The sequence below is a fragment of the Comamonas sp. GCA5 genome (genome assembly GCF_036541385.1).
In the GTDB taxonomy this organism is placed as follows: Bacteria; Pseudomonadota; Gammaproteobacteria; order Burkholderiales; family Burkholderiaceae_C; genus Comamonas; species Comamonas aquatica.
On the sequence record NZ_JAZHFR010000039.1, the window covers coordinates 1 to 25,860 of the forward strand.

At 67.2% G+C, this 25,860-nt stretch carries 17 protein-coding genes and 2 pseudogenes; 7 read left to right on the forward strand and 12 right to left on the reverse strand.

Translation table 11 applies throughout. From position 1 onward, the window contains the following. Positions 1 to 5,305, reverse strand: a 5,305-nt coding sequence (locus SJH88_RS10830) for an alpha-2-macroglobulin family protein (protein ID WP_274754476.1), incomplete at its 3' end; no start/stop codon positions are given. Between the two features lie 89 nt (positions 5,306 to 5,394). Further along, positions 5,395 to 6,426 (reverse strand): helix-turn-helix domain-containing protein, encoded by a 1,032-nt coding sequence (locus tag SJH88_RS10835; protein ID WP_274754477.1) that lies wholly within the window; start codon positions 6,424 to 6,426, stop codon positions 5,395 to 5,397. 376 nt (positions 6,427 to 6,802) lie between these two features. Between SJH88_RS10835 and SJH88_RS10840 the strand changes: the two genes are divergently transcribed. Next, entirely contained in the window at positions 6,803 to 7,597 is a 795-nt protein-coding gene (locus SJH88_RS10840) for a crotonase/enoyl-CoA hydratase family protein (protein ID WP_274754478.1), read from the forward strand. Positions 7,598 to 7,627: 30 nt separating this feature from the next. On the opposite strand, the pseudogene SJH88_RS10845 reads toward SJH88_RS10840, so the two are convergent. Both SJH88_RS10845 and argH read right to left on the reverse strand, forming a co-directional pair. Further along, positions 7,628 to 8,622: pseudogene (locus tag SJH88_RS10845) on the reverse strand (Bug family tripartite tricarboxylate transporter substrate binding protein). 214 nt (positions 8,623 to 8,836) lie between these two features. Further along, entirely contained in the window at positions 8,837 to 10,294 is a 1,458-nt protein-coding gene (gene argH, locus SJH88_RS10850; RefSeq protein ID WP_154163481.1) for an argininosuccinate lyase, read from the reverse strand. A 172-nt stretch (positions 10,295 to 10,466) separates the two neighbouring features. Here argH and SJH88_RS10855 point away from each other — a divergent pair, with 172 nt between their 5' ends. Both SJH88_RS10855 and SJH88_RS10860 read left to right on the forward strand, forming a co-directional pair. Continuing rightward, complete coding sequence (locus SJH88_RS10855) at positions 10,467 to 11,426, forward strand: sensor histidine kinase (protein ID WP_274754479.1); 960 nt, start codon at positions 10,467 to 10,469, stop codon at positions 11,424 to 11,426. Positions 11,427 to 11,454: 28 nt separating this feature from the next. Beyond that, positions 11,455 to 12,234, forward strand: coding sequence for a LytR/AlgR family response regulator transcription factor (locus SJH88_RS10860; protein ID WP_274754480.1), 780 nt, complete (start codon positions 11,455 to 11,457; stop codon positions 12,232 to 12,234). Between the two features lie 85 nt (positions 12,235 to 12,319). Here SJH88_RS10860 and SJH88_RS10865 read toward each other — a convergent pair whose 3' ends face one another. The 5 genes and pseudogenes from SJH88_RS10865 to polA form a co-directional block, all read right to left on the reverse strand. Beyond that, positions 12,320 to 13,144, reverse strand: a complete 825-nt coding sequence (locus tag SJH88_RS10865; RefSeq protein WP_042419270.1) for a ZIP family metal transporter — start codon at positions 13,142 to 13,144, stop codon at positions 12,320 to 12,322. A gap of 169 nt (positions 13,145 to 13,313) precedes the next feature. Then, positions 13,314 to 13,622, reverse strand: coding sequence for an AzlD domain-containing protein (locus SJH88_RS10870; RefSeq protein ID WP_183303868.1), 309 nt, complete (start codon positions 13,620 to 13,622; stop codon positions 13,314 to 13,316). Next, positions 13,619 to 13,906, reverse strand: a complete 288-nt coding sequence (locus tag SJH88_RS10875) for a hypothetical protein (RefSeq protein WP_274754493.1) — start codon at positions 13,904 to 13,906, stop codon at positions 13,619 to 13,621. Before SJH88_RS10875 ends, SJH88_RS10870 begins: the two co-directional genes overlap by 4 nt. 9 nt (positions 13,907 to 13,915) lie before the next feature. After that, positions 13,916 to 14,277, reverse strand: a pseudogene (locus SJH88_RS10880) (AzlC family ABC transporter permease); the annotation flags it as partial. 170 nt (positions 14,278 to 14,447) lie between these two features. Continuing rightward, positions 14,448 to 17,243, reverse strand: coding sequence for a DNA polymerase I (polA, locus tag SJH88_RS10885; RefSeq protein ID WP_274754481.1), 2,796 nt, complete (start codon positions 17,241 to 17,243; stop codon positions 14,448 to 14,450). Between the two features lie 137 nt (positions 17,244 to 17,380). On the opposite strand from polA, the gene SJH88_RS10890 reads away from it, so the two are divergent. The 3 genes from SJH88_RS10890 to SJH88_RS10900 all read left to right on the forward strand — a co-directional run bounded on the left by SJH88_RS10890 (position 17,381) and on the right by SJH88_RS10900 (position 19,709). Further along, positions 17,381 to 17,716, forward strand: a complete 336-nt coding sequence (locus tag SJH88_RS10890) for a hypothetical protein (RefSeq protein ID WP_239237022.1) — start codon at positions 17,381 to 17,383, stop codon at positions 17,714 to 17,716. A 72-nt stretch (positions 17,717 to 17,788) separates the two neighbouring features. After that, complete coding sequence (locus tag SJH88_RS10895; protein ID WP_274754482.1) at positions 17,789 to 18,760, forward strand: homoserine kinase; 972 nt, start codon at positions 17,789 to 17,791, stop codon at positions 18,758 to 18,760. 106 nt (positions 18,761 to 18,866) lie between these two features. Beyond that, a complete protein-coding gene (locus SJH88_RS10900) occupies positions 18,867 to 19,709 on the forward strand; it encodes a BPSS1780 family membrane protein (protein ID WP_274754483.1) in 843 nt (280 codons plus the stop codon). Between the two features lie 61 nt (positions 19,710 to 19,770). On the opposite strand, the gene SJH88_RS10905 is transcribed toward SJH88_RS10900, so the two are convergent. From SJH88_RS10905 to SJH88_RS10915, 3 genes are all read right to left on the reverse strand, one after another. After that, on the reverse strand, positions 19,771 to 20,868 hold the full coding sequence (locus tag SJH88_RS10905; protein ID WP_274754484.1) for an NAD(P)-dependent alcohol dehydrogenase: 1,098 nt from the start codon (positions 20,866 to 20,868) through the stop codon (positions 19,771 to 19,773). A gap of 120 nt (positions 20,869 to 20,988) precedes the next feature. After that, positions 20,989 to 23,418 carry a UvrD-helicase domain-containing protein gene (locus SJH88_RS10910; RefSeq protein ID WP_274754485.1) on the reverse strand — a complete coding sequence of 810 codons (2,430 nt, stop codon included), beginning with the start codon at positions 23,416 to 23,418 and terminating at the stop codon, positions 20,989 to 20,991. An 87-nt stretch (positions 23,419 to 23,505) separates the two neighbouring features. Next, a complete protein-coding gene (locus tag SJH88_RS10915) occupies positions 23,506 to 24,408 on the reverse strand; it encodes a MurR/RpiR family transcriptional regulator (protein WP_274754486.1) in 903 nt (300 codons plus the stop codon). A gap of 226 nt (positions 24,409 to 24,634) precedes the next feature. Between SJH88_RS10915 and SJH88_RS10920 the strand changes: the two genes are divergently transcribed. Next, a complete protein-coding gene (locus tag SJH88_RS10920) occupies positions 24,635 to 25,819 on the forward strand; it encodes a M20 family metallopeptidase (RefSeq protein WP_274754487.1) in 1,185 nt (394 codons plus the stop codon). Positions 25,820 to 25,860 lie beyond the last annotated feature (41 nt).

A 25,860-nucleotide genomic window follows, 5' to 3' on the forward strand; every position in this document is an offset into this window, starting at 1 on the left:
CGCCGGCCGCCGGTGGCGTGACCGCAGCCGCCCAGTGGACGGTCTGGGTGGCGGCCCCCAGCAGGGCCGTGGTGTCGCCCGTGACCGCATCGCGCTCGTACTTCTGGGAGAACTGGCGCAGCGCCAGCCCGGCCCAGGTGTTAGCCGTGGTCGTGCCCCAGTGGCCGCGCTGCTGGCGCGCCAGCAGGCCGGTGACCAGGCGCGTGCGCTCGGCATCCCAGGCGGCATCGTCCAGCGTGGTCAGCAGCAGGCGCGCCACGTTCACGTCGGCGCTTTGCATCAGCCACCACCACTGGTCCTGGGCATCGGTGCTGAAGCCGACCTGGCTGCCCGTGTACGACAGCCGGGCTTTGAGCACCTGCTGCGCCTCGGCCAGGCGCTGGTCGTGCTCGGGCACCTGCGGCATCTGCTGCAGGATGCTGAGCCAGTCGATCACCGCGTGCGTCGGCCAGTCCTGGGGCGACAGGCTGATGCTCTGCAGCATGGCCGGGCGGGCCTTGCCGCTGCGCGCCAGCGCCGCAATCGCGGCCAGCTTACGCACCTCCAGGTCCTTGCGCGGACTCCAGTGCTGGCGCTCGATGCGCCCTTCGACAAACGCGATCAGGCCGGACTCCATGCGGGCGCGCTCGGACGCCGGCAGGGCCAGTGCCGGCGCCACGCGCTGGAGGCTGTGGTGCACCGACAGCAGGTGGGCCGTCAGGCTGTCGCTGCCCCGGGCCTGGTAGCCACCCTGGGGCGGGAAGTACATGGCCAGGCCGTCGTCGTCCAGGTAGGTAGGCAGCTTGGCCATGGTGCGCTGCCACAGGTCGGCATCGTTCAGGCCGATGGCCTTGCCCACGGTCTGCTCCAGGCAGGCATAGGGATAGGCCTGCCACCAGTCGCGCAGCCCGGGCACGCCCTGCTGCGGATCGGCCAGCCGGTCGCTGAAGGCCAGGCGCAGGCCGCCCTTGCCGGGCACGGCCTGCTCGGGCCATTCCAGGGGCTGCTGCCAGTGGCCGTCGATCTGTACCAGGGTGGCCTGCTGCACCGCCAGCGGCACGGCCGGCAGCAGGCGCAGCGTGAAGGCCAGCGCATCCTTGGCGCCGGTCTTGGTATCGCGCCCCTCCAGGCGCCAGTCCCAGGCGCTTTCCGCGGCCTGGGCCAGGGCCGTGGGCACCGTGACGTTCCAGCTCACCTCGCGCGCCTGCTGCGCCGCGATCTCGACGGTCTGGGCCGGCAGTTCCAGGCCATGGGCCTTGGGCTGCAGCTGCACCTGCATGGGTTGCTGCGTGGTGTTGCGCACCGTGACCATGGCACGGAACTGGTCGCCCTCGCGCACCACCGGCGGCAGGCCGCTGATGAGCTGCAGGTCCTGCGTGGTGCGGATGTCGGTGCTGCCGGTGCCAAAGCGCTGCACGCCGTCCTCGGCCACCGCGACGATCTGGAAGCTGGTCAGGGCATCGTTGAGCGGCACCTCGACCACGGCCTGGCCCTGGGCATCCAGCTGCAAACGGGGTTGCCACAGCAGCAGCGTGTCCAGCAGTTCGCGCGTGGGGGCGCCGTTGCCGCCGCCGCCGCCCGGGGGCGCGGCCTTGCGGCCATAGTGGCGCCGACCCACCACCTCCATCTGGGCCGTGGACGTGGACACCGCCCAGCTGCGGCGCTGCCACATGGCGGCGCGCAAATCCCAAGTGGGGTTGGGCGACAGCTCCAGCAAGGCCTTGTCCACGGCGGCCACGGCCACCTCGGCATGGGCTGCGGGCTTGCCATCCGGCAGAGTGGCGCGGATGGTGACCTTGGCCTTGTCGCGCACCTGGTAGCTGGCCTTGTCGGCCTGCACCGCCACCGTCAGCTGCTGCGAACGGTCCTGCACCTTCAGCTCGGCCACGCCCAGGCGGAAGGCCGGCTTGCTCAGGTCCACCAGGGCCGTGGGCGCCACGTATTCCTTGCCGCCGTACCAGAAAGCATTCCACCACTGCCGGGGAACCTTGTAGCCCCAGGTGAAGAAGCTGTACCAGGGCACTTCATACAGGCGCCCGCGCAGCGCCAGCACGCTGACGTAGACATTCGGCCCCCAGCCGGCCTGCACTGGCAGCTCCACCGTCGGGTCCTTGCCCTGCAGGTGCACCACCTGGGTGTGCAGCACGCCTTCGCGTTCCACGCTCAGCAGGGCCGTGGCCTCGCGGAAGGGCATGCGCACCTGCAGCTTGGCGGTCTCGCCCGGCGCGTAGCTGGCCTTTTCGGCCAGCACGTCCATGCGGTCATGGTCCTGGCCGCCGAACCACAGTTCGCCGCGCCCCGTCACCCAGACGGTGTCGGCGGCACGCGCCACGCGGCCCTGGCCATCCTGGGCCGAGGCGATCAGCTCCACCTCCCCGGCTTCGACCACCTGCACTTCACACAGCAGCAGGCCACGGGCATCGCTCTTGCCGCTGCACACCGTGCCCAGGTCCTTGCTGCTGCGCTGGTTGTCGTAGCTGTAGAAGCCACCGACCAGGCGCTTGCGCGTGGAGCTGGTGGTGTGGTGCACGGCCTGCACCTTGAGGGGCACGCCCGCCTGGGGATTGCCCTGGGCGTCCACCGCCAGGGCCTGCAGGCGCATCTTGCGGCCCACGGACATCCAGCCCTCGGTGCGCAAGCCGGCCAGCACGGCCGACGGCCACAGGGTGTGGGTGCTGCGCAGGCTCTGGATTTCGCCGTTCGGATCGGCAAAGCTGGCCTCCAGCACCAGATCCTGCGGTGCGGCCACGGCCTGCAGCGACGGCAGCGCCACCTGGCCCTGACCCTGCGCATCCAGCGTCAGCGCCAGCTTGTCGGCCACCAGGCGCGCGCCATCGTTGCTGCTGCCCGCATCTTCGCTGTCCCGGTCGGCCTGCTCCGGAGCCCGCGGGGCGCTGAAGTTGTAGCCACGCCAGCGCTCGAAATAGACATAGCGGTCGCGCAGCAAGGCACTGACCTGCACGGCATGGCCGTTGGCGGCCCCGCCGTTGAGGAAGTTCAGCTGCACGGCCACCGGCAGGGTCTTGGGCTGCACCAGCACGCCCTTGTCCACGGGCTGCACCGCGCCCTGGAACACGGGCAGGCGGAAGGCTTCCACCCGGAAGCTGCCCGACTCCTGAATCCGCTGGCCCTGGCGGGCCGAAGCGCCCCAGCGCAGCTCCACCGTGTACTGCCCCAGCTTGGCGGCTGCGGGCACGGCCCAGGCGTTGGTGGCGTTGCGCCCGCCGTTGCGCGTGTCCACCCAGTCCAGCGGCTGGCGGTATTGCTGGCCGCTGCCCACATGGGTGATGACCATTTCGACCGGCCAGTCCGCCGGCAGGGCCAGGCCCTGCAGGTTCTGCAGGCGCACCACGTGCTTCATGGACACGGTTTCCCCGGCACGCACCAGGTTGCGGTCCAGCACCGTGTGTGCCACCAGCTCGGGCCGGTTGCCCCAGGCCACAGGCAGGTTGAAGCGCCAGGGCTCGATGCCGCGCTGCCAGTCACTCCAGACAAAGGCCACATCCTCCACGCTCTGGGACTGGTGGCGGGCACTGACAAACCATTGGCCGCTGCCCTCGTGCTGGTTGCAGCGCGGGGCCTCCTTGTCCAGATCGGGCAGCTGCAGCAAGCCCTGGGCGTCGGTGGTGCCACGCTGGTGCGACTGCCCGCGGCAGTCGGAGACCTGCACCGTGGCACCCGCCACGGGCTGCCCCTTGTCCAGCGAGGTGACCCAGACGGCCGAGCCCTCACGCCCCAGCTTCAGGTGCACGGCCAGGTTGGTGACCAGGGCCGAGGTGCGCACAAACATGCTGCGCGGCTGACCCAGGCGCTCATCCAGCAGGGCGGCGCCCAGGTGCGGGGACTCGATCTCCAGCACATGCAGGCCGGGCTCCTTGAGCGGGATGCCCACCACCTCCAGGGGGCGCGGATCGGCGCTCGCCTTGGGCAGTTGCGACGACTGCACGCCCTTCTGGCCCGTCAGCAAGGACAGGGTGCGGGTCTGCACATAGTGCTGGTCCGACTCGTCCACCGGCCGCGGCACAGGTGCCTTCAGTTCGCGCTGGGCCGTCTTGCGCGGGATGCTGCCTTGCTCGTAGCGCTGCACCAGGTCCCACCAGCGAATGATGTCGCTGTCGCGCGTCAGCCGCAGGCTGCGCACCTGGGCCCCGGCGCCACTGGCGGGCTGATCGACAGACTCCACCTTGCGCACCGTCACGGGCAGCACGGCCACGCCGTCCTCGCCCTCGGCAAAGCGCTCCAGCACGCCGAACGGCGCCGCCGCAAACTTGGCCAGCGGCGGGGTGTCGCCCATGACCACCGTCAGCGGGAACGAGGCCGCGTTCGCCAGCTTGCGCCCCGCGTCGTCCTGCAGCGTGGGCGGCAGCACCAGCTGGTACTGCCCGGTCGGGGTGAACGGCGCGGCAAAGCGCAGGCTTTGCACGCGGTCCGTGCCGGCCTCCAGCACCGGGGACAACGACTTGCCCTGGTGCAGCAGGTGCACCTGGCGCGCCTGGTCCACCGGCACGGGGGCGGTGAACGACAGCGTCACATCGCGGATCGGCAGGCAGCCGGCATTCGCCCGCTCGCGCTGGCACTGCAGCTCGGCGGTGAAGGCCTGGCGCACTTCAAAATCAAAGGTACGGCTGGCCTTGTTGGTCACACCGCTGGCCATCTGCACACCCGCGCCATAGACCAGCTGCACGCGGCTGCCAGCCGTCAGGCGGCGCCCGCATTCCAGGGCGGCATAGTGGCCCTTGGCGGGCAGGTGCAGGGCCTGCACCACCGCGCGCGTTTGCGCGGCATCCAGCACCCGCACGGGAATGCGTTCGCCCACGTCCTGCGCCCGGCAATGCACGTGCTGCTGCAGGCTTTGCGGGGTGGCTGCGCCATTGAGCTGCAGTACAAAGGTCTGGGATTCGTCCACCGGCTCGTAGGTGGCCGGCCAGGTCTCGCGCACCAGCGGGCCGGCAATCTCAAACTGATAGCTGGAAGCGCCCGTCAATGCTTGGCCAGAAGGCAATTTGAAGGATTTCTCCAACTGCACGCTGCAGCGCGTGCCGGCCGGCAAGGGCTGGTCCAGCTGCCAGACCCATTCGCGCGCATTGGTCCAGCGACCAGTGCCCGCCACGTTGCCGGGTGCGCACTGCACGCGCACCGGGGCCGGGGCCTGGGCATTGCCCAGGCGCACCGCATCGGCGGACATCTGCACCACCACCTGCTGCACTTCGTTGACAGCGCCCTGCGGCGTCACCTGGCTGATCTGGACCGCCTGTGCCGCCCAGGGAATGCCTGCGACCAGCCCCAGCGCCCACCCCCACCTTTTGCTCCAACGTCCTTGCAACACCTGATGCACCCTCAAAACGATAAAAATTGCGCACAGCGTAGCACCAAGCCGGTGCACGGCCGCGCACATGCCGGCATCGGGTGGCCTCTTCAGGCCAGTTGGCGCTGTGCGGCGCGGTAGGCGCCGGGCGTCATGCCCGTCCAGTGCCGGAAGGCGCGGTGAAACACCGCGACCGAGCTGAAACCCAGCGCATAGGCGATTTCACCCAGCGCCACCTCGCCGCGTGTCAATTGCAGGATGGCCAGGTCGCGGCGCAGATCGTCCTTGATGCCCTGGAAGGACAACCCCTCCTGGCGCAGCTTGCGGATCAAGGTGCGCGACGACATGTGCAGGCGCGCGGCCACATCCTCCAGGCTGCGGCCCAGTTCCATGTACAGCAGCTCGCGCACCTTCAGCCGCAACGCATGCTCGTGGTAGGCGGTGAAGATCCAGTCCCGGGGGGCTCGCACCAGGAAGGCCCGCACCTCGGTGCGGCTGCGCACGGGCCGGACCTTGCCCAGCTCGGCCGCGAACACGATCTGCGAATGCGCGGCGTCGAACACCACCGGCGCCGGGAACAGCACCGCATAGTCGGCCGCAAACGCGGGCGGGGCAAAGGCAAAGCCCACCTGCTGCACCGGCACCTCGCGCCCGACCAGCCAGGAGACGATGCCATGGGTCAGCTTGAGCATCAGCGCATGGCCGAAGCGGTTGAGCCCGACCGCAGGGCTGCGCGCCACCAGTGCCAGGCACAGCGTGGTGCCCGCGTCGCTCAGTTGCAGCCGGTAGTCATCGAGCAACAGGTTCCAGAACTGCGTGAAGCGGTACAGCGCCACCTGGATGCTGGGCGCATCCAGCACCGCCCGCATGATGTATTTGAGGGCGCCGGTGCGCACCGGGCGACTCCACAAGCCCATCATCTCGTCGCCCGTGGCGGAGGCACTGCGCTGGTACAGACCGACGCACTGGTCGTGCGTCAGCCGTGCCCCGGGGCGGCCGAGGAAGGCCTTGACGATGCCCGCCTGCTTCAGGCAGTCGTCGAGCAGCGGCTCCGGACACAGCCGCTGCAAGCTGTCCAGCCAGTCCTGCACCAGCTCCAGCGACACCGTGGCCGCAACAGCAGCCCCTTGACGGGATTCCATGGCCTACCCTCTTCTTGTCAGTTTTTGCACATTGTGCGGCGCGATTGGTGATTGGAAGCACCACCACTGCTGCCTATGCTGAAGGCATGTCAGATCCAGTTTGGCCCTGACACATGATCTGGAACAGTAGCTCTCTCATCCATCCTAGTGCATACAACCTACAAATGTGGCGATCTTCACACACAGCGCGGCACACCCACCGCAGCCTCCTAAGAACACGGCGACTGCAGTGGTGCAAGTCTGCGCCCCCAGTGAATGGCGTGATCCGCATGTGCATAGCACCGGTATGGCCGCAAGACCCGCACACCCCGCCCGTCGCCATGCCAGCACCCGCCCGCGACGCCGTCTTCCCCCGCAGCCCTCAAGGAGCATTTTCATGACCGAACCCCTCGTGTTGACGTCCGAGCAAGGCCCCATCGGCATCCTTACCCTGAACATGGCCCACAAGCGCAACGCGCTGAACGAGGAGGCGATTGCCGCAATCGACGCCTACTTCTCGGCCGTGCCCGCACACATCCGTGCCATCGTGCTGATGGCCCGGGGCGAGCATTTCTGCGCGGGCCTGGACCTGAAGGAGCACCATGCCAAGGCGCGCAGCGGCGTCGAGTTCATGCACGTGTGCCAGGGCTGGCACCGTGCGTTCGACAAGATCCAGCACGGCGGCATTCCCGTCATCGCCTGCCTGCAGGGGGCGGTGGTCGGCGGGGGCCTGGAGCTGGCCAGCGCGGCCCATGTGCGCGTGGCCGACAGCAGCACCTTCTTTGCCCTGCCCGAGGGCACGCGCGGCATCTTCACCGGCGGCGGCGCCACGGTGCGCACGGCACGCATCATTTCCGCGCCGCGCATGGTGGAGATGATGCTCACCGGCCGCGTCCTGGATGCCCAGGAAGGTCGCCAACTGGGTCTGACCCACTATGTCTGCGACACCGCCCAGGGTGACACCCCGGCACCGGATCTGGCGTTGCAGCTGGCCGAGAAAATTGCCGGCAACGCGCCGCTGTCCAACTACGCCATCGTCAGCGCCATCAGCCGGATTGCCGACATGTCCGCCACGGACGGGCTCTTCACCGAAGGACTGGTGATGGCCATGATCCAGCAGGGGCACGACGTGCAGCAGCGCCTGGGCGATTTCGTGCACAAGAAGGCGCACAAAGTGCAACTGCAGCGCTGACCGCAGTCCACCCCGGGCTGGTGTCCCGCCTTACTGGGGCTGGAAGCCGCTGTCCTGGATGATGCGCTTCCAGACCGCGGTGTAGGCCTTCTCGCGCTGCGCCAGCTGCTCGGGCCCCATGGCATCGACCACCAGGCCGATCGCCTCGAGTTGCTGGCGGATGGCGGGCTCCTGCACGCTGTCCGCCAGGGCCTTGGCGAACTGCTGGATGAACGCTGCAGGCACACCCTTGGGGGCATAGATGCCGTAGTAGGGCATGTCCTCCAGGCCCTTGAGCCCCAGTTCGCTGAACGTCGGCACCTCGGGCAACAGGGGCTGGCGGCGCCCGCCCAGCACGGCCAGCACGCGCAGCTTGCCCTCCTTGTGGTAGTGCACGAAGTCCTGCACCGAGCCAATCCCGGCCTCGATCTGCCGGCCCAGCATGTCGCCAATCATGGGCGCACTGCCCTTGTAGGGCACGGATTGCAGGTCCAGGTCGTAGCGCTGTGCCAGCTGCTTGACCAGGAACTCGGGCGTGGAGGCTGGCGCGGGAATGCCCACGGCGCTGCGCCCGTGCGAGCTCTTGCGCACCCACTTCAGGTACTCCTCGAAGCTGCGGGCCGGATGCAGTCCCGAGACAGCGAAGGTGTTGACGAAGGAGGCAAAGCCCCCCACGGGCTCGAAGTCCGCCGCCGGATCGAAGCCCGCATGGCGCACCACCTGCGGCAGGATGGAAATGCTGTGGTCGTGGGTGAGGAACAGCGTGCTGCCATCGGGCACCGAGGTCTTGAGCTGCTGCGCGGCAATCTGCCCACCGGCGCCGGCTTGTTCTCGATGATGACGGTGCGCCCCAGGCGGCGGCCCAGAGGCTCCTGCAACAGGCGGGCGATCACGTCCGTGCCACCGCCGGGCGGAAAGCCCACCAGGATGCGCAGGGGTTTTTCGGAGGCCCACGACCATCGCCATCCGGCCACGCTGGCGGCAGCCAGCACTGCGGCTTGCGGCGCAGTTTGGACCAGGAAGCGACGACGGGATGCGTGGGTCACGAATTTCTCCAACAATCAAAAACAGAAAAAGCCATACACGGCCATCTGCGAGCTTATTAGCCCCCAGCCCACCGATGGCTTCAAAATGGGTAGCTTTTGGCGAGGTGGCGCATCGTTGCTCGCCGCAGAGTCCTTGCGCGCGAAAAAAAGGGACGCGGCGGCGTCCCTTGTGCGATGGATGGACTCGGCCCGCCCAGGCCGGGTGGCTGGCTGCTTACGCCAGGCGTGCGCGGTGCTTGGCCAACTGGATGCGCACTTGCGCAGGGGCGGTACCGCCCAGGGTGTTGCGCGCGTTCAGCGAGCCTTCCAGGCTCAGCACGTCAAACACGTCGGCCTGCACATTCGGGTTGAAGGACTGCAACTCGGCCAGGGGCAGCTCGCTCAGGTCCACGCCCTTGGCCGTTGCCAGCTTCACGGCATGCGCCACAGTTTCGTGGGCGTCACGGAAGGGCAGGCCCTTCTTCACCAGGTAGTCGGCCAGGTCGGTGGCCGTGGCATAGCCCTTGAGTGCTGCGGCGCGCATGTTGGCCGCGTTCACGGTGATGCCACCTTCCTTGGCGCCGGTCGCCGGATTGACCTGGCCGCCGATCATTTCCGCGAAGATGCGCAGCGTGTCTTTCAGGGTGTCCACGGTGTCGAACAGCGGTTCCTTGTCTTCCTGGTTGTCCTTGTTGTAGGCCAGGGGCTGGCCCTTCATCAGGGTGATCAGGCCCATCAGGTGGCCCACCACACGGCCGGTCTTGCCGCGCGCCAGCTCGGGCACGTCGGGGTTCTTCTTCTGCGGCATGATGGACGAACCGGTGGTGAAGCGGTCGGCGATCTTGATGAAGCCGAAGTTCTGGCTCATCCACACGATCAGCTCCTCCGACAGGCGCGAGACGTGCACCATGCACAGCGACGCGGCCGCGGTGAATTCGATGGCGAAGTCACGGTCGGACACGCCGTCCAGCGAGTTCTGGCAAACACCTTCCATCCCCAGCGTCTTGGCCACGCGCTCGCGGTCCAGCGGGTAGGTGGTGCCAGCCAGCGCGGCCGAGCCCAGGGGCAGCACGTTCACGCGCTTGCGCACGTCCAGCATGCGCTCGGCGTCGCGCTTGAACATTTCCACATAGGCCAGCATGTGGTGACCAAAGCTCACGGGCTGGGCCACCTGCAGGTGGGTGAAACCGGGCAGGATCACGTCCACGTTCTGCTCGGCCACTTCCACCAGCGACAGCTGCAGCTCCTTGAGCAGACCTTCGATCAGGTCGATCTCGTCGCGCAGCCACAGGCGCACATCGGTGGCCACCTGGTCGTTGCGGCTGCGGCCGGTGTGCAGGCGCTTGCCGGCATCGCCGACCAGGGCCGTCAGGCGCGCCTCGATGTTCAGGTGCACGTCTTCCAGGTCCAGCTTCCACTCGAACGCACCGGACTCGATCTCTTGCTGGATCTGCGCCATGCCCTTCTGGATGGCGGCGTAGTCGTTCTGGCCGATCACGCCCTGGGCTGCCAGCATTTCCGCGTGCGCCAGGCTGCCGGTGATGTCTGCCTTCCACATGCGCTGGTCGAAGAACACGCTGGAGGTGTAGCGCTTGACCAGATCGCTCATGGGCTCGGAAAACAACGCGGACCACGCCTGCGCCTTGGTGTCGAGTTGGTTGTGGGAGGGCTGCGTGGTGGTGTGATCAGACATGGGAGGGCAGAATTTCCGGTTACGACAGACACCCGGAACACCCGGATGCCCTATGCACAAGCCTGAAATTTTATCGAGCCAATCACCTTCCTCTGAATCCGCAGAAGGGACAACCCCTCAGCCTACTGCAGCGCTGCCGGTTCTGATCTTCGATGCGTGCCATCTGGGGGTGGTGCTGCGCGCCGTGCTGGGCGTGGAGCTGGTGCTCGCCCTGGCCGCGCTCTACCAGGGGGCCAACGGCTGGGAGTGGCTGCTACAGATGGCCTGGCTCACCAGTGGCGGCCTGCCGGGCACGCTGGTGTGGCTGCTGATGGCCTGCAGCCTCAAGCGCGTGCTGCACCGCATGGAGGGCCCGCACCAGTACGCGATCGGCATCGTGCTGGGCATGGTGGCCGGCCTCTACGCCACGGCCATGTTGGCGATCAACGGCCAGGTGGCGCACCTGCACTGGCTGGCGAATGCCATCTCCGGCGGCGTGATGGCCGCCGTGCTGGTCGGCTACCTGGTGCTGCGTGCCGAGGGCCGCACCCCGGCGGCCACCAAGGCACAGCTGACCGCGCTGCAGGCCCACATTCGCCCGCACTTCCTGTTCAACGCCCTCAACAGCGCGATCGCCCTGGTGCGCGAGCACCCGGGCAAGGCCGAGCGCCTGCTGCAGGACCTGAGCGACCTGTTCCGCGCCACCTTGCAGGACCCCCGCAGCAAGATCGCCCTGTCAGAAGAGATTGAGCTGGCGCAACGCTACCTCGACATCGAGCAAATACGCTTCGGCGAACGGCTGCAGGTGCACTGGGACCTGGACCCTGCGGCGCTCGACGCCCACCTGCCGCCGCTGCTGTTGCAGCCCTTGGTGGAAAACGCCGTCAAACATGGGGTAGAACCCTCTGAAATTGGCGCAAAAGTAACAATCTCCGCGCAACTCACTCAGAAAAAATTCATTTTGTTACGCGTCACCAATACACTGAATCCGTCCCGACGCCTCGGCGACAAGGCCACTGCACCACAGGGCCAGGGCATGGCCCTGAAGAACGTGGAGCGGCGACTGCGCTTGCTGCACGACGTGCAGGCCAGCTTCAGCGCCACGCGCAAGGAAGGCCGTTTTGAAGTTTTGATATCTCTACCGCTCAGTTAAGAAGTACATAACCATCCGGAGATAAGAGATGCACATCCTCATCGTTGATGATGAACTGCTGGCCCGCAACCGGTTGCGGGTGCTGCTGAGTGAAAGCGAAGACCCCTCCGCGCCGTTCACCATTGAAGAAGCTGCCAACGTTGCCCAGGCGCTGGAGTTTGTGCACCGCAGCCCCTTGCCGTTGGACCTGGTGCTGCTCGACATCCAGATGCCCGGCCCCGACGGCATGGTGCTGGCGCAGACCCTGCGCAACCTGCCCAGGCCCCCGGCCATCGTCTTCGTCACGGCCCATTCCATGTACGCCGCCAGCGCCTTCGAGGTGGAAGCGATCGACTACCTGACCAAGCCCGTGCGCCTGGAGCGCCTGCAGCAGGCCATTGCCAAGCTGCGCCGCATCCGCGCCCTCGAAGGCACGCCCAGCAGCAGCGAATCCGCCCCGGCGCTGGTGATCCGTGACCGTGGCCGTGCCGAGCGCGTGCCCCTGCACCAGGTCGTCTACCTCAAGGCCGAGCAGAAATACGTCACCGTGCGCACCGCCTCGCGCACCTACATCCTCGACAACTCCTTGAGCGAGCTGGAGCAGCGCTACCCCGGCCAGTTCCTGCGCCTGCACCGCAACGCCCTGGTCAACCCCAGCCAGATGCGGATGCTGGAGAAGCAGTACACCGACGAGGAAGGCGAATGCTGGGCCATGCGCCTGCACAGCGTGCCCGAGATGCTGCAGGTGTCGCGCCGCCAGCTGTCGGCCGTGCGCTCCGTGCTGCAGGGCACGCGCCGCCCCGAACACCAGCAGACCGAACCGGCATGAGCCAGTGAGCACTGCCGCCGCAAAAAAGGCACCGTACGGTGCCTTTTTTGTTGGGGGGGGGAAAGCACTCTGGCGTGCGCACGGCTCAGTGGCCGTGGCCGCCGTGCGCCAGCCCGCTGACCGCGGTGACCAGCACGATGCCGGTCAACAGCCAGGCCACCTGCACCAGCGACTCGCGGGCCGACAGGCGCTTTTGCAGCTGCGGGATCAGGTCGGACAGTGCCACATACACAAAGCTGCTGGAAGCCACCACCAGGAAGTAGGGTTGCCAGGTTTCCAGGTGGCCCAGCAGGAAGTAGCCGGTCAGCCCGCCCAGCGCCGTGACCGCACCGGCCAGCGACACCTTGAACAGCGCCAGATTGCGGTGGGCGCTGTTGCGCAGCACCACCAGATCGCCGATGTGGTGCGGCACCTCGTGCGCCATCACAGACACGGCGGCAATCAGGCCCAGGCGGATGTCGGCGACAAAGGCCGAGGCAATCAGGATGCCATCGCCAAAGCAGTGCACGCTGTCACCGGTCAGCAGCGACCAGCCGCTGCTCTTGGCATGGTGGTGGTGCCCCGTGTGCCCGGGGTGGGCGTGGGTGTGGTCATGCACATGGTGCTCATGCTCGTGGGCATGCTCATGGCCGTGGTGCCACAGCTCGGCCTTGGTCAGCAGGAAGAAGAACACCACGCCGATCAGCAGCGTCATGAACAGATCCTGGGCGCTGGCCTCACTGTTGAAGGCTTCGGGCAGCAGGTGCATGAAGGCCGTGGCCAGCAAGGCCCCGGCGGCCAGGCTGAGCAGGCCTTGCTGCGCACGGCTGCTGGCGCGCTGGCCGAAACCGGCTTGCAAAAGAAAGTTAGCCACCCAGACGCTGCCGATGCCGGAAGCCAGGGTGGCCACGATGATGGCGACCAATGTCATAACAACTGTTTTCTTTCAGGGCGGTGGCCCTAACTGCTTCGCATTTTCGCTAAAGACGCGACGGCTTGCTGCACCGCTGCGCGCTGACTGAGTCGTCAGCGGGGCTGCTTGCGCGCCCGCTTCAACCCCATGACGTTCCAGCGTACACAAGCTGTCAAGCCCCCCGCCGTCAGCCCGCCAGCCAGCGCACCACGCCGGCGCTGACCGCCCCCAGCACCACCACCAGCAAAAAGGGGGCGCGCAGCCACAGGGCCAGGGCGGCCACGCCCAGAGCGGCCAGCCGCGCATCCAGCACCAGCGTCTGGCCGTGCGAGAAGGTGTTCATCACCGTCAGGGCGGCCAGCAGGGCCACCGTCATGCAGGCCGCCACCTGGGTCATGCGCGGGTTGTGCAAGAAACGCGCCGGTACGGCATAGCCCAGCAGCTTGGTCAGCAGCGCGGCGGCACTGGCCAGTACGATCCAGTGCCACAGGCTCATGCGGGCCTCCCATCCTGCTGCAGGCGCGCACTGCGCCACCAGCCCCAGGCGGCACCGACCAGGGCCGCCAGCAAGATCGGCAGGCCCGGCGGCAGCAGGGGCACGGCCAGGGCCGTGACCACGCCGCACAGCACGGCCAGGGCCACGGGTTCGCGCTGCTGCAGGCGCGGCCACAGCAGGCCCAGGAAGGCAGCGACGGCCGCACCATCCAACCCCCACTGGCGCGGGTCGCCCAGGGCATCGCCCAGCAGGGCCCCGCACAGGGTGAAGGCATTCCACAGCACGAACACGCCGACGCCGGCGGTCCAGAAGCCGCGCTGCTGCTCGGCCGCATCGATCTGGCCGGACGCGGTGGCGGCCGACTCGTCGATGGTCAGGTGGGCGGCCAGCCACTTGCGCCAGCCCCGGGCTGCAGCAATCGGTTCATCTGCATGCCGTAGACGGCGTTGCGCACGCCCAGCAAGGTGGCCGCGCCGACCGCGGCCGAGCCAGCGCCCCCGCCCGCGATCACGCCGATGAAAGCGAACTGCGAGCCGCCGGTGAACATCAGCGCGCTCAGCGCCAGCGCCTGCCAGACATGCAGGCCTGCCGCCACGGCCAGGGCCCCGAACGAGATGCCATACAGCCCCGTCGCCACAGAAATCGACAGCCCCATGCGCACGGCGGGCGTCAGTGCAAAGCCAGTTGACACGGCATTCCTTGGATTGGTTTTCAGGAGCACTCAGCGCATGCATTTCAAGCCTTTCAGCCACAAAAGTGGCTGAAAGGCTGAATTGGCATGCGCCTGCCGCTCTCTTTTTAAAGGCATTGAGGGGGAGACCCCACTCAGTGCGCCTGCTCCCAGTTCGGGCCAAAGCCGATCTCGGCCAGCAGCGGCACGGACAGATCGGCCACGCCGGCCATGAGGGCGGGGATTTCGGCCTGCACCCAGTCGCGCGCGGCCACCGGCAGCTCGAACACCAGTTCGTCGTGCACCTGCATGATGACCTGCACCTCGGGGCGCTCGGCATCCAGCCGGGCCTGCACGGCCACCATGGCCTTCTTGATCAGGTCGGCCGCCGTGCCCTGCATGGGCGCGTTGATGGCGGCGCGCTCGGCCGCCTTCTTGCGCGGGCCGCTGCCGCCGTTGATCTCGGGCAGGTACAGGCGCCGGCCGAAGACGGTCTCCACATAGCCCTGGGCGTGGGCCAGCTCCACGGTCTGCTCCATGTAGCGCTTCACGCCGGGGTAGCGTTGGAAGTACTTGTCGATGTAGGCCGCAGCGGCCTTGGTCTCTATCCCTAAGTTCTTGGCCAGGCCAAAGCTGCTCATGCCGTAGATCAGGCCGAAGTTGATGACCTTGGCATAGCGGCGCTGCTCGCTGCTGACCTGGTCCACGGCCACGCCGAAGACTTCAGCCGCCGTGGCGCGGTGCACGTCCAGGCCATCGCGGAAGGCGCGCAGCAGGGCCTCGTCACCGCTCAGGTGGGCCATGATGCGCAGCTCGATCTGCGAGTAGTCGGCGCTGGCGATCAGCTTGCCCTCGGGCGCCACAAAGGCCTCGCGCACGCGCCGACCCTCGGGCGTGCGCACGGGGATGTTCTGCAGGTTGGGGTCGTTGCTGGACAGGCGCCCGGTCACGGCCACGGCCTGGGCGTAGTGGGTGTGCACGCGGCCGGTGCGCGGCAGCGCCATCTGCGCCAGCTTGTCGGTGTAGGTGCCCTTGAGCTTGGACAGGCTGCGGTGCTCCAGCAGCTTGGCAGGCAGGGGGTAATCCTCGGCCAGCTTTTCCAGCACCTCCTCGTCGGTGCTGCGCGCGCCGGTGGCGGTCTTCTTGACCACCGGCAGGCCCAGCTTGTCGAAGAAGATTTCGCCCAGCTGCTTGGGGCTGGCCAGGTTGAAGGGCTGACCGGCGATCTCATAGGCCTCGTTTTCCAGCTGCAGGATGCGCGCGCCCAGGTCGTTGCTCTGGCGCGCCAGCGCCCCGGCGTCGATGCGCACGCCGTTGCGCTCGATGCGGAACAGCGCCTCGCTGGTCGCCATCTCCAGCTCGTAGATGTGGCGCAGCTTGGCATCGGCCTCCAGCTGCGGCCACAGCACGCCGTGCACGTCCAGCGTCTGGTCGGAATCTTCGCAGCTGTACGCCGCCGCCTTGTCCACGGACACCTGGGCAAACGGGATCTGGTTCTTGCCCTTGCCGCACAGGTCCTCGTAGCTGATGCCGGTGCGGTTCACATGGCGCAGCGCCAGGCTGCCCAGGTTGTGCGGGCGGTGCACTTCCAGCACATAGGACTGCAGCATGGTGTCGTGGGCATAGCCGCGCACGGTGATGCCGTGGTTGGCAAACACATGCTGGTCGTACTTGACGTGCTGGCCCAGTTTCTTCTGGCGGGCGTCCTCCAGCCAGGGCTGGAGCTGCGCCAGCACCCAGTCCAGCGGCAGTTGCTGGGGCACGTCCATGCCCTCGTGGCGCAGCGGGATGTAGGCCGCCTCGCCCACCTGCACGCTCAGGGAGATGCCGACGATCTGCGCCTGCATCTCGTCCAGCGAATCGGTTTCGGTGTCGATGGCCGTCAGCGCCGCGGCGTGGATCTTGGCCAGCCACAGCTGGAACTGTTCCTCGGTCAGGATGGTGGTGTAGACCACCTCGCGCTGCTGGGCGGCCACAGCCACCTCGGTGGCGGCCGCATCGTCGGCGTCGAACAGCCCGCCCTGGGCACTCGCGGGGGCGGCCTCCGGCGCTTCCGAAGCAGGAGCACCCAGCGCCCGTGCCAGGCCCTTGAAGCCATATTTCTCATAGAAAGGCCGCAGGCCCTCGGTGTCCGGCGCATCCAGGGTGATGTCGTCCAGCGCCGGCAGGCCCGGCACATGGGCGCTCAGGTCGCAGTCGGTCTTCATGGTCACCAGCTGGCGGCTCAGCGCCAGCTGGCCGCTGGCGATGGCATCGCGCAGGTTCTGGCCCGCCACGCCCTTGATGGCGTCGGCGTGGGCAATCAGGTTGTCCAGGGTGCCGTATTCCTCCAGCCACTTGGCGGCCGTCTTGGGGCCGACCTTGGTCACACCGGGTACGTTGTCCACGGTGTCGCCGACCAGGGCCTGGTAGTCCACCATCAGCGACGGCGGCACACCGAACTCGGCCGTCACGCCGGCCACGTCGCGCTTCTTGCCATTCATGGTGTCGATGATGGTCACGCGCTCGTTGACCAGCTGACTCAGGTCCTTGTCGCCGCTGGAGACGATGACGTCAATGCCCTGCGCCGCCGCCAGCTGCGCCAACGTGGCGATCACATCGTCGGCCTCCACGCCGGGCACGGTCAGCACCTTCCAGCCCAGCAGGTCCACCACCTCGTGGATGGGGGCGATCTGGCTGCGCAGATCGTCGGGCATGGGCGAGCGCGTGGCCTTGTACTGGTCGTACATGGCGTCGCGGAAGGTCGGGCCCGAGGCATCGAACACGCAGACGGCGTAATCGGCCGCCACATCCTTGCGCAGCGACTGCATCATGTTCACCATGCCGCGGATGGCCCCGGTGGCCGGGCTGCTGGGGTCCCCGGGCACGGCCCGCAGGTCGGGCATGGCATGGTAGGCGCGGTACAGATAGCTGGAGCCGTCGACCAGCACCAATGTCTTGGAATTGCTCATGGCGGGAATTGTGCCTGTCGCCAGGGCCGGCGGGAACGGACATGGTCTTGCCCAGCACCAGGGCCTGCCCGCAGCTGTCCCCGGCGCCGGTGCGCAGGCTGCACATGCACCGGGGCAACAACGCCTACAATTTGGGCATGCGCGCCGCCACCCTCCTCCTCACCTCGCTCCTGACCGCCGCCCCCGTGCTGGCCCAGGCCAATGGCGAAAACTCGCCCCAACCCAATGCTCAAGCACCCCAGCAGCTGCAAAATGCAGAGCAAAAGGGTGACAAGGGCAACCAACGCATCGAGCGCATCCGCGTCGAGGATGGTGGCAGCCGCGTGGATGAACTGCGCGTCGGCGGCGAAACCAAGAGCATTACCGTGCAACCCAAGGTGGGTAATCTGCCCGCCTACGAGGTCGACCCCAAGAACAACGAAGGCACCGACGGCACCAACGGCCGCCGGGTCTGGCGCGCACTGCAGTTCTGAGCGGACCCCGCGTCCACTGCCCCACCACCGCCCATGGCGGCGGTGGGATGTTCCCTTTCTACATCCTGAGCGATGGCTGTTTTTACCGAAGTCTCTGACAAAGACGCGCGCGACCTGCTGCGCCGCGTTCCCCTGGGCCAATTGACCGAGTTGCGCGGCATTCAAGGCGGCATTGAAAATACCAACTACTTCCTGACGACCGATCAAGGAGAGTGGGTACTGACTTTGTTCGAGCGATTGACCGCCGAGCAGCTGCCCTTCTACCTGCACCTGATGAAGCACCTGGCCCACAAGGGCATCCCGGTGCCCGACCCGCAGGCCGATGCCAAGAGCGGCGACATCCTGCACAAGGTCTGCGGCAAACCCGCCGCCATCGTGCAGAAGCTGCGCGGCAAGAGCCAGCTGCAGCCCCTGCCCGTGCACTGCGCCGCCGTGGGCGAGATGCTGGCCAAAATGCACCTGGCTGGCCGCGACTACGCACGCGAGCAGCCCAACCTGCGCGGCCTGGCCTGGTGGAACCAGACGGTGCCCGTGGTCCTGCCCCACCTGGAGAGCGGCGCGGCCGAGCTGCTGCAGGCCGAACTGGCCTTCCAGAACCACACGGCAGCCTCGAGCGCCTACCGCGCCCTGCCACGTGGCCCGGTGCACGCCGACCTGTTCCGCGACAACGTGATGTTCGACGGCGAGCAGCTCACCGGCTTCTTCGACTTTTACTTCGCCGGCACCGACACCTTCCTGTTCGACCTGTGCGTGTGCCTGAACGACTGGTGCATCGACCATGCCAGCGGCGCCCACCGCACCGACAACGCCCAGGCCATGCTGCAGGCCTACCAGGCCGTGCGCCCGCTGGAAGCGGCCGAGCGCCAGCTGTTCAACGCCATGCTGCGGGCCGGCGCGCTGCGCTTCTGGATCTCGCGCCTGTGGGACTTCTACCTGCCACGCGAAGCCTCCATGCTGGTGCCGCACGACCCCACGCACTTCGAGCGCGTGCTGCGCCAGCGCGTGGCCTACCCCGTGGACCTGGGCAGCGCCGCCCCACACTGAGCCCTGCACGATCAGCCCCACGGACTGCTGCGCCGCGGCCGTGGGGTACAGTTGTGCGGATGCCGGGCGCCCAGCCCGCTGCCGCACCTTCCTGCGCCCCACCGACATGAAACTCCACATCGTTCCCGCCAGCACCGGCCTGCAATGGGTCAAGCTTGGCATGCAAACCTTCTGGCGCCAGCCCATGGCACTGACGGCCCTGCTGTTCCTCAGCATGGCGGCCGTCTCCTTGCTGGGCATGCTGCCGCTGATCGGGTCCTACCTGGCGCTGATCCTGATGCCCACCGTGTTCCTGGTGATGATGCTGGGCGCCGCCGAGGCCTCGCAGGACCGCATCCCCCGCCCCAGCCTGATCCTGGCGCCGTTTCGCAGCGGCCCGTCGCGCATCCAGGCGCTGGCCATCCTGGGCCTGTTCTACATGCTGGGCATCCTGCTGATCGTCAGCCTGACCTCGCTGTTCGACGACGGCAGCCTGGCGCGCCTGTCGCTGAGCAACGACCCCATCACCCCCGAAGTGGCGGAGGAGCTGGTGCAACAACCGGGCTTTCAGATCGCGCTGTGGAGCGGCTTCGTGCTCTACAACCTGCTGGCCATGCTGATGTGGCACGCCCCGGCGCTGGTGCAGTGGCACGGCGTCTCGCCCGTCAAGGCGGTGTTCTTCAGCGTCGTGGCCTGCGTGCGCAACTTCCGTGCCTTCTTCATGTACGCCCTGGGCTGGCTGGGCCTGGCGATCGCTGCGGGCCTGGTCCTGTCGCTGGTGACGCTGGTGCTGTCGCTGTTGCTGGGTTCGGCCGTGGCCCTGGCGGCCAACATCCTGACCATCATGCTGGGCATGGGCCTGGTCACCATGTTCCTGACCTCGGCCGTGTTCACCTTCCGCGACTGCTTTTCGCCGCCCGACGGCGAGCGCAGCCTGCACGTGGACGATGTGACCTACGACTACAAGTAAGCCGGCAAAGCACGCATGAAAAAAGGGACGCCGAGGCGTCCCTTTTTGCTGGCCGCCCCGCTCAGGGCTTGATGGCGATCTTCAGCACCCCGTCGCGCTGGTGCGCAAACAGGTCGTAGGCCTCGACGATGTCATCCAGCTTGCGCTGGTGCGTGACCAGCACGCCCAGATCCAGGCGCTGGGCAGCAATCACGTTCATCAGGCGGCGCATGCGCTCCTTGCCGCCAGGGCACAGGGCCGTGCGGATGGTGTGGTCGCCCAGGCCCGCGGCAAACTGCGCCAGCAGGATGGACAGGTCTTCCGAGTACACGCCCAGGCTGGACAGCGTGCCGCCGGGCTTGAGCACCTGCATGGCCTGGGCGAACGTGGTCTGCGTGCCCAGGGCCTCGATGGAGCTGTCCGCGCCCTTGCCGCAGGTGAGCTTCATCACCTCGTCCACGATGTCCACGTTGCGGAAGTTCAGCGTCACATCGGCGCCCATCTTCTTGGCGATGCCCAGGCGGTGGTCGTTGCCATCGACGGCGATGATGGTGGTCGCGCCCAGCAGGCGCGCGCCGGCCGTGGCGCACAGGCCGATGGGTCCCTGCGCGAATACCACCACGGTGTCGCCGATCTTGATGTTGGCGTTCTCCGCCCCCTTGAAGCCCGTGGACATGATGTCCGGGCACATCAGCACCTGCTCGTCGGTCAGACCATCGGGGATGGGTGCCAGGTTGGCCTGGGCGTCGGGCACCAGCACGTACTCGGCCTGGGTGCCGTCGATCAGGTTGCCAAAGCGCCAGCCGGCCGTGGCCTTGTAACCGTGGCAGCCGCACAGGCCTCGCGCCGCCAGGTAGCTGCCGTCCTGGCTGGGGTAGCCGTCCTGGGCCGCATAGCTGTTGAAGTTGGGGCAGATGGCCCCGGCGATCACGCGCTGGCCCTCGGTGTAGCCCTGCACGGCACTGCCCAGCTTCTCGATCACGCCCACCGGCTCGTGGCCCACGGTCAGGCCCTGGGCCACCGGGTACTCCCCCTTGAGGATGTGCACGTCGGTGCCGCAGATGGTGGTGGTGGTGATGCGGATCAGCGCATCGTTGGGGCCCACGTCGGGGACGGGTTTCTCGACAATCTCGATCCGGCCTTTGTTGATAAAGGCGGCGGCTTTCATCATGCGTGCCATGCTGTGCTCCTCATTCCCAATGAAAACACACTGCGCGGAGGGCAAGGCGTCCGCGCAACCCACACCCCAACTGTCCAAGGTGAAGCTGGGTTATGCCATGACTTGCATCAAGACCCGGGCCTAATCCACCACGGTCAGCTTGGCAATCGCCAGCGCCAACCACTTGGTGCCATGGCGCGGGAAGTTGATCTGCGCGCGCGCATCGTCGCCCGCGCCTTCCACCGCCAGCACCTTGCCCTCGCCAAACTTGGTGTGGAACACCGTCTTGCCCTTGACGATGCCGTGGCCCGGCACCGCCTTTTGCACCGGCACCGGCGGGCTGGCAAAGATTTCCGGCCCCTTGGGCGTATAAGTGCCAAATTGACCTCTGATGCCCGACTGCCAAGCGTTACCAGCTGCATTTTTGGGAGCAAAGCTACCAAAACCACCCTTGGCGCTGAGCCATTTGAGCGAGGCCTCGGGCAGCTCGTCGATGAAGCGGCTGGGCAGGTTGAAGGTGGTGCGCCCGTGCAGCATGCGGCTTTGCGAGTGGCTCAGGTACAGGCGCTTGCGCGCGCGGGTGATGGCCACGTACATCAGGCGGCGTTCCTCCTCCAGGCCGCCGCGGTCGCTCATGGCGTTCTCGTGGGGGAACAGGCCCTCTTCCAGCCCGCCGATGAAAACCACGTCGAACTCCAGGCCCTTGCTGGCGTGCACCGTCATCAGCTGCACCGCGTCCTGGCCGGCCTGGGCCTGGTTGTCCCCGGCCTCCAGGGCGGCGTGCACCAGAAAGGCCTGCAGCGGCGACAGGGTCTCGCCCGTCTCCACGTCGGTGCCCCCCAGCGGCAGGTCCAGCAGCGGCCGCGCCGTGTCCACGCCCTGGCTGGCCAGGCTCTGCGTGAGCGGTGCCCCGGTTTCGTCGACGGGCAGGGCCACCGCATCCTTGCCAAAGCCTTCCTGGGTCACAAAGCTCTCGGCCGCGTTCACCAGTTCCTTCAGGTTCTCGATGCGGTCCTGGCCTTCCTTGTCGCTCAGGTAAAAGTCCACCAGGCCGCTGACCTCCAGCATGCGCTCGATGGTCTGGCGCAGCGTCTTGCCCTGGGTCTCCTCGCGCAGCACGTCGATCTTGGCAACAAAACCCTGCAGCTTGGTGCCCGCGGCCCCGCCCACGGCAGTGACCGCGTCGGACAGCGAGCAGCCCGCGGCGCGCGCGGTTTCCTGTAGCGTTTCCACGCTGCGCGCGCCAATGCCGCGCGCCGGGAAGTTCACCACGCGCATGAAGCTGGTGTCGTCGTGCGGATTCTCGATCAGGCGCAGGTAGGCCAGGGCGTGCTTCACCTCGGCCCGCTCGAAGAAGCGCATGCCGCCGTACACGCGGTAGGGAATACCGGCATTGAACAGCTTGCTTTCGATCACCCGGCTCTGCGCATTGCTGCGGTACAGCACGGCGATCTCCTGGCGGCTGTAGCCGTCGTTGCGCACCAGGTCCTTGATCTCGCCCACCATCCAGCTGGCCTCGTCCAGGTCGGTCGGGGCTTCCAGCACGCGTACCGGCTCGCCGGCGCCCTGGTCGGTGCGCAGGTTCTTGCCCAGGCGCTGGCTGTTGTGCTCGATCAGCGCGTTCGCGCTGTCCAGGATGTGGCCGTAGCTGCGGTAGTTCTGCTCCAGCTTGATCTGGTGCTGCACGTCGAACTCGCGCACGAAGTCGCTCATATTGCCCACGCGCGCGCCGCGGAAGGCATAGATGCTCTGGTCGTCATCGCCCACGGCCAGCACGCTGCTGGTGGACTGCATGTGGCCATTCACCACTTCCCCCGCCAGCTGTTTGAGCCAGGCGTACTGCAGCTTGTTGGTGTCCTGGAACTCATCGACCAGGATGAAGCGGAAGCGCCGCTGGTAGTGCGCGCGCAGTGGCGCGTCATCACGCAGCAACTCGAAGCTGCGCAGCATCAGCTCGCCAAAATCCACCACGCCTTCGCGCTGGCACTGGTCCTCGTACAGCTGGTACAGCTCCACCTTCTTCTTGGTGTCCGGGTCCTGCGTGGGCACGTCGCGGGGGCGCATGCCCTCTTCCTTGCAACCGGCGATGAACCAGCCCAGCTGCTTGGGCGGAAAGCGCTCCTCGTCCACGTTGTACTGCTTGCACAGGCGCTTGATGGCCGACAGTTGGTCCTGCGTGTCCAGGATCTGGAAGGTGGCGGGCAGGCCGGCCGCCACATGGTGGGCGCGCAGCAGGCGGTTGCACAGGCCATGGAAGGTGCCAATCCACATGCCACGCACGTTGTAGGGCAGCATGGCCGACAGCCGCGCCGTCATCTCCTTGGCGGCCTTGTTGGTGAAGGTCACGGCCAGGATGCCGCCGGGCGAGACCTGGCCGGTCTGCAGCAGCCAGGCGATGCGCGTGGTCAGCACGCGGGTCTTGCCCGAGCCCGCCCCCGCCAGCACCAGCGCGTGGCCGGCCGGCAGCGTCACCGCCGCCAGCTGCTCGGCATTGAGGCCCTGCAACAGGGGCGAATTCTGGGAAGGCGGGGTGCCGGGCGCGGCAGCATCGAGCAGGTCTAGCGGAAACATGCCCCCATTCTAAAAAACCAGAGCCCGCCAGCGGCCTGCAGGTGCTTTGCATGCCGCAAAACCACGGCTTTCCGCGCCGGCTCGGGGTCACTTGCCCTTGGTACGCGCGGAACGGCGCGGCGATGGGCCTGCCGCAGCGCCTGCTTGCGCCTGCATCTTCGCCCACAGACTGTCGCGCTTTTGCAGCGATTGCGACACGCCGTCCTTGAGCTGCTGGGCCACGGCCGAGACCAGGGCATTGCACAGTGCAAAGGTCGCGGTGTACGAGTCGAAGGGCGAGGCATTGTGGGTGGACACCAGCAGACTGTGCTGGGCATGGCGCACCAATGGGGCGGCCATGCTGTCGCAAATCCCCAACACCGTGGCCCCGCACTCCCGAAAATACCGGGCTGCCTGCAGCGTGTCCTGGGCATAGCGGCGGATCGAGTAGGCGATCAGCACATCGTCGGGCGCCACCCACAGCAGGCGGTCCACCGGAAATGGGGCACGGCTGCCCAGGTCGGCCACCCCAGGGCGGCAGATGTTCAGGTGCGTGGTCAGGTACATGGCCACCGGCGAACTGTTTTCGCCAGCGACCACATAGATCCGGCCCTGGCACTGGCAGATGGCCTGCACCATGGCCTGGAAGGCCGCCATGTCCAGCTGCTGGAACGTGGCCTGCACGTTGTGCAAATCGTGCAGCACGGTGTCGTCCACACACTCGGACAGGCTGCGTTCACCGCCAATCGTGAAGTTGCTGCGCTGCGAGGGATTGGGCAGCGCCGCCGTCAGCTGGGTGCGCGCCTCACGCCGCACCTCGGCCATGCTGGGATAGCCCAATTTGGCAAAGAAGCGCACCACCGTCGGCGCGCTGGTGCCGGCCGCAGCCGCCATCACGCTGGCCGGGTCGAGCAAGCCTTCGGGGTAGCGTTGGCGCAGCGAGGCAGCCAGGTTGCGCTCACTCGCGGTGAGTGCATCGGCATACAGATCAATACGTTGCGGCAAAAACATAGGCAGCGGACTCAGGTCAAGGGAAAGAAATCGTGTGCACCCCGCCGGGCAACGGCGTGCATCCGGGGGATGGTCCTGCATGGCACGCCGCCAGGCAAGCCCGAACTGACCGGTCCATGCCCCATGCTTGACCGGCTTGCAATTCCTGACGACTTGTCGGAATAATGATTTTCCAATTTCACATAATTTTTATGATTATTGAAATTTTCATTTCATAAACATTGCCATGTCCCTCTCAACCGCGCCCTCTTCCCCCCCCTCCCCCGACGCCACAGCGGCCGCGCTGCAATGGCTGGCCGAACAGGCCAGCGCCATGCAGGAACTGCTGCAGCAAGTGGTGGATACCGACAGCGGCAGCGGCGATGTCGAAGGCGTACAGCGCGTGGCCGCATTGCTGCGCGCACGCCTGGAGGCCGCCGGCATTGCCGTCCAGACCCTGCCGGAGCCCGGCTGGGGCGAATGCCTGCTGGCCCGTGTCCCCGGCCACAACCCCGCAGCCACAGGCCATCTGCAGTTGATGGGGCACATGGACACGGTCTTCCCGCGTGGCACGACGGCGCAACGCCCGTTCCGTGTCGAAGCCGGCCGGGCCTACGGCCCCGGCGTGGCCGACATGAAATCCGGCTTGGTGATGAACGTGTTTGTGCTGGAGGCCCTGGCGCGCTTCGGGGGCAACGCGTCCCCGGTGCAGCTGTTCTTTTCCTGCGACGAAGAAGTCGGCTCCCCCGCCTGTCGCGGGCGCATCCGCGAAATCTCGCAGGGTGCACGCGCCGTGCTCAATGCCGAACCCGGCCGCATCAGCGGCAATGTCGTCAACGAGCGCAAGGGCTCGTACCGCATCGACTTTGAAGTCCAGGGTGTGGCCGCCCATGCCGGGGTCAATCCGCAGCAGGGCGCCAGCGCAATTGCCGCCCTGGCGCACAAGGTGCTTGCACTGCATGCGCTGACCGAGGCCCAGCCCGGACTGCATCTGAATGTCGGCTTCATCGAGGGGGGCATGGCCTCGAACGTGGTGGCACCGCTGGCCAAGGCCCACCTGGACATCCGTTACACCGCTGAAAACAATCTGGAGCATGCGCTGGACCAGGTGCGGGCCGTCATTGAAGCCGAGCACCTGCCACGCACCCAAGGCCGCATCACCGCCATGACCGGCACCTTGCCGATGGCGCGCACCCCCGATGCCCTGCTGCAGGCCTACCGCCGCAGCGCGGCCCAGGTGGGCTTCGAGGTCGATGGTGAATTCACCGGAGGCGCGGCCGACAGTGGTATCACCTCCTCCATGGGCATCCCCTCGCTGTGCGCCGTGGGCCCGGTCGGTGGCTATCCCCACAGCGAGCGCGAATTCTGCGACCTGACCACCTTCGTGCCGCGCGCCCAGGCGCTGCTGCTGACGCTGCAGGCACTGGGTTGATCCCTTGCTCCTTGCATCCCGTTCAGTGGCAGGCCCCCGTG

What these genes read in the sequence shown, in the direction of transcription:
- SJH88_RS10835 (WP_274754477.1), bottom strand. Translation starts at nt 6,426, where the DNA reads ATGGAATCCCGTCAAGGGGCTGCTGTTGCGGCCACGGTGTCGCTGGAG.
- SJH88_RS10840 (WP_274754478.1), top strand. Translation starts at nt 6,803, where the DNA reads ATGACCGAACCCCTCGTGTTGACGTCCGAGCAAGGCCCCATCGGCATC.
- argH (WP_154163481.1), bottom strand. Translation starts at nt 10,294, where the DNA reads ATGTCTGATCACACCACCACGCAGCCCTCCCACAACCAACTCGACACC.
- SJH88_RS10860 (WP_274754480.1), top strand. Translation starts at nt 11,455, where the DNA reads ATGCACATCCTCATCGTTGATGATGAACTGCTGGCCCGCAACCGGTTG.
- SJH88_RS10865 (WP_042419270.1), bottom strand. Translation starts at nt 13,144, where the DNA reads ATGACATTGGTCGCCATCATCGTGGCCACCCTGGCTTCCGGCATCGGC.
- SJH88_RS10870 (WP_183303868.1), bottom strand. Translation starts at nt 13,622, where the DNA reads ATGAGCCTGTGGCACTGGATCGTACTGGCCAGTGCCGCCGCGCTGCTG.
- polA (WP_274754481.1), bottom strand. Translation starts at nt 17,243, where the DNA reads ATGAGCAATTCCAAGACATTGGTGCTGGTCGACGGCTCCAGCTATCTG.
- SJH88_RS10890 (WP_239237022.1), top strand. Translation starts at nt 17,381, where the DNA reads ATGCGCGCCGCCACCCTCCTCCTCACCTCGCTCCTGACCGCCGCCCCC.
- SJH88_RS10895 (WP_274754482.1), top strand. Translation starts at nt 17,789, where the DNA reads ATGGCTGTTTTTACCGAAGTCTCTGACAAAGACGCGCGCGACCTGCTG.
- SJH88_RS10900 (WP_274754483.1), top strand. Translation starts at nt 18,867, where the DNA reads ATGAAACTCCACATCGTTCCCGCCAGCACCGGCCTGCAATGGGTCAAG.
- SJH88_RS10905 (WP_274754484.1), bottom strand. Translation starts at nt 20,868, where the DNA reads ATGGCACGCATGATGAAAGCCGCCGCCTTTATCAACAAAGGCCGGATC.
- SJH88_RS10910 (WP_274754485.1), bottom strand. Translation starts at nt 23,418, where the DNA reads ATGTTTCCGCTAGACCTGCTCGATGCTGCCGCGCCCGGCACCCCGCCT.
- SJH88_RS10915 (WP_274754486.1), bottom strand. Translation starts at nt 24,408, where the DNA reads ATGTTTTTGCCGCAACGTATTGATCTGTATGCCGATGCACTCACCGCG.
- SJH88_RS10920 (WP_274754487.1), top strand. Translation starts at nt 24,635, where the DNA reads ATGTCCCTCTCAACCGCGCCCTCTTCCCCCCCCTCCCCCGACGCCACA.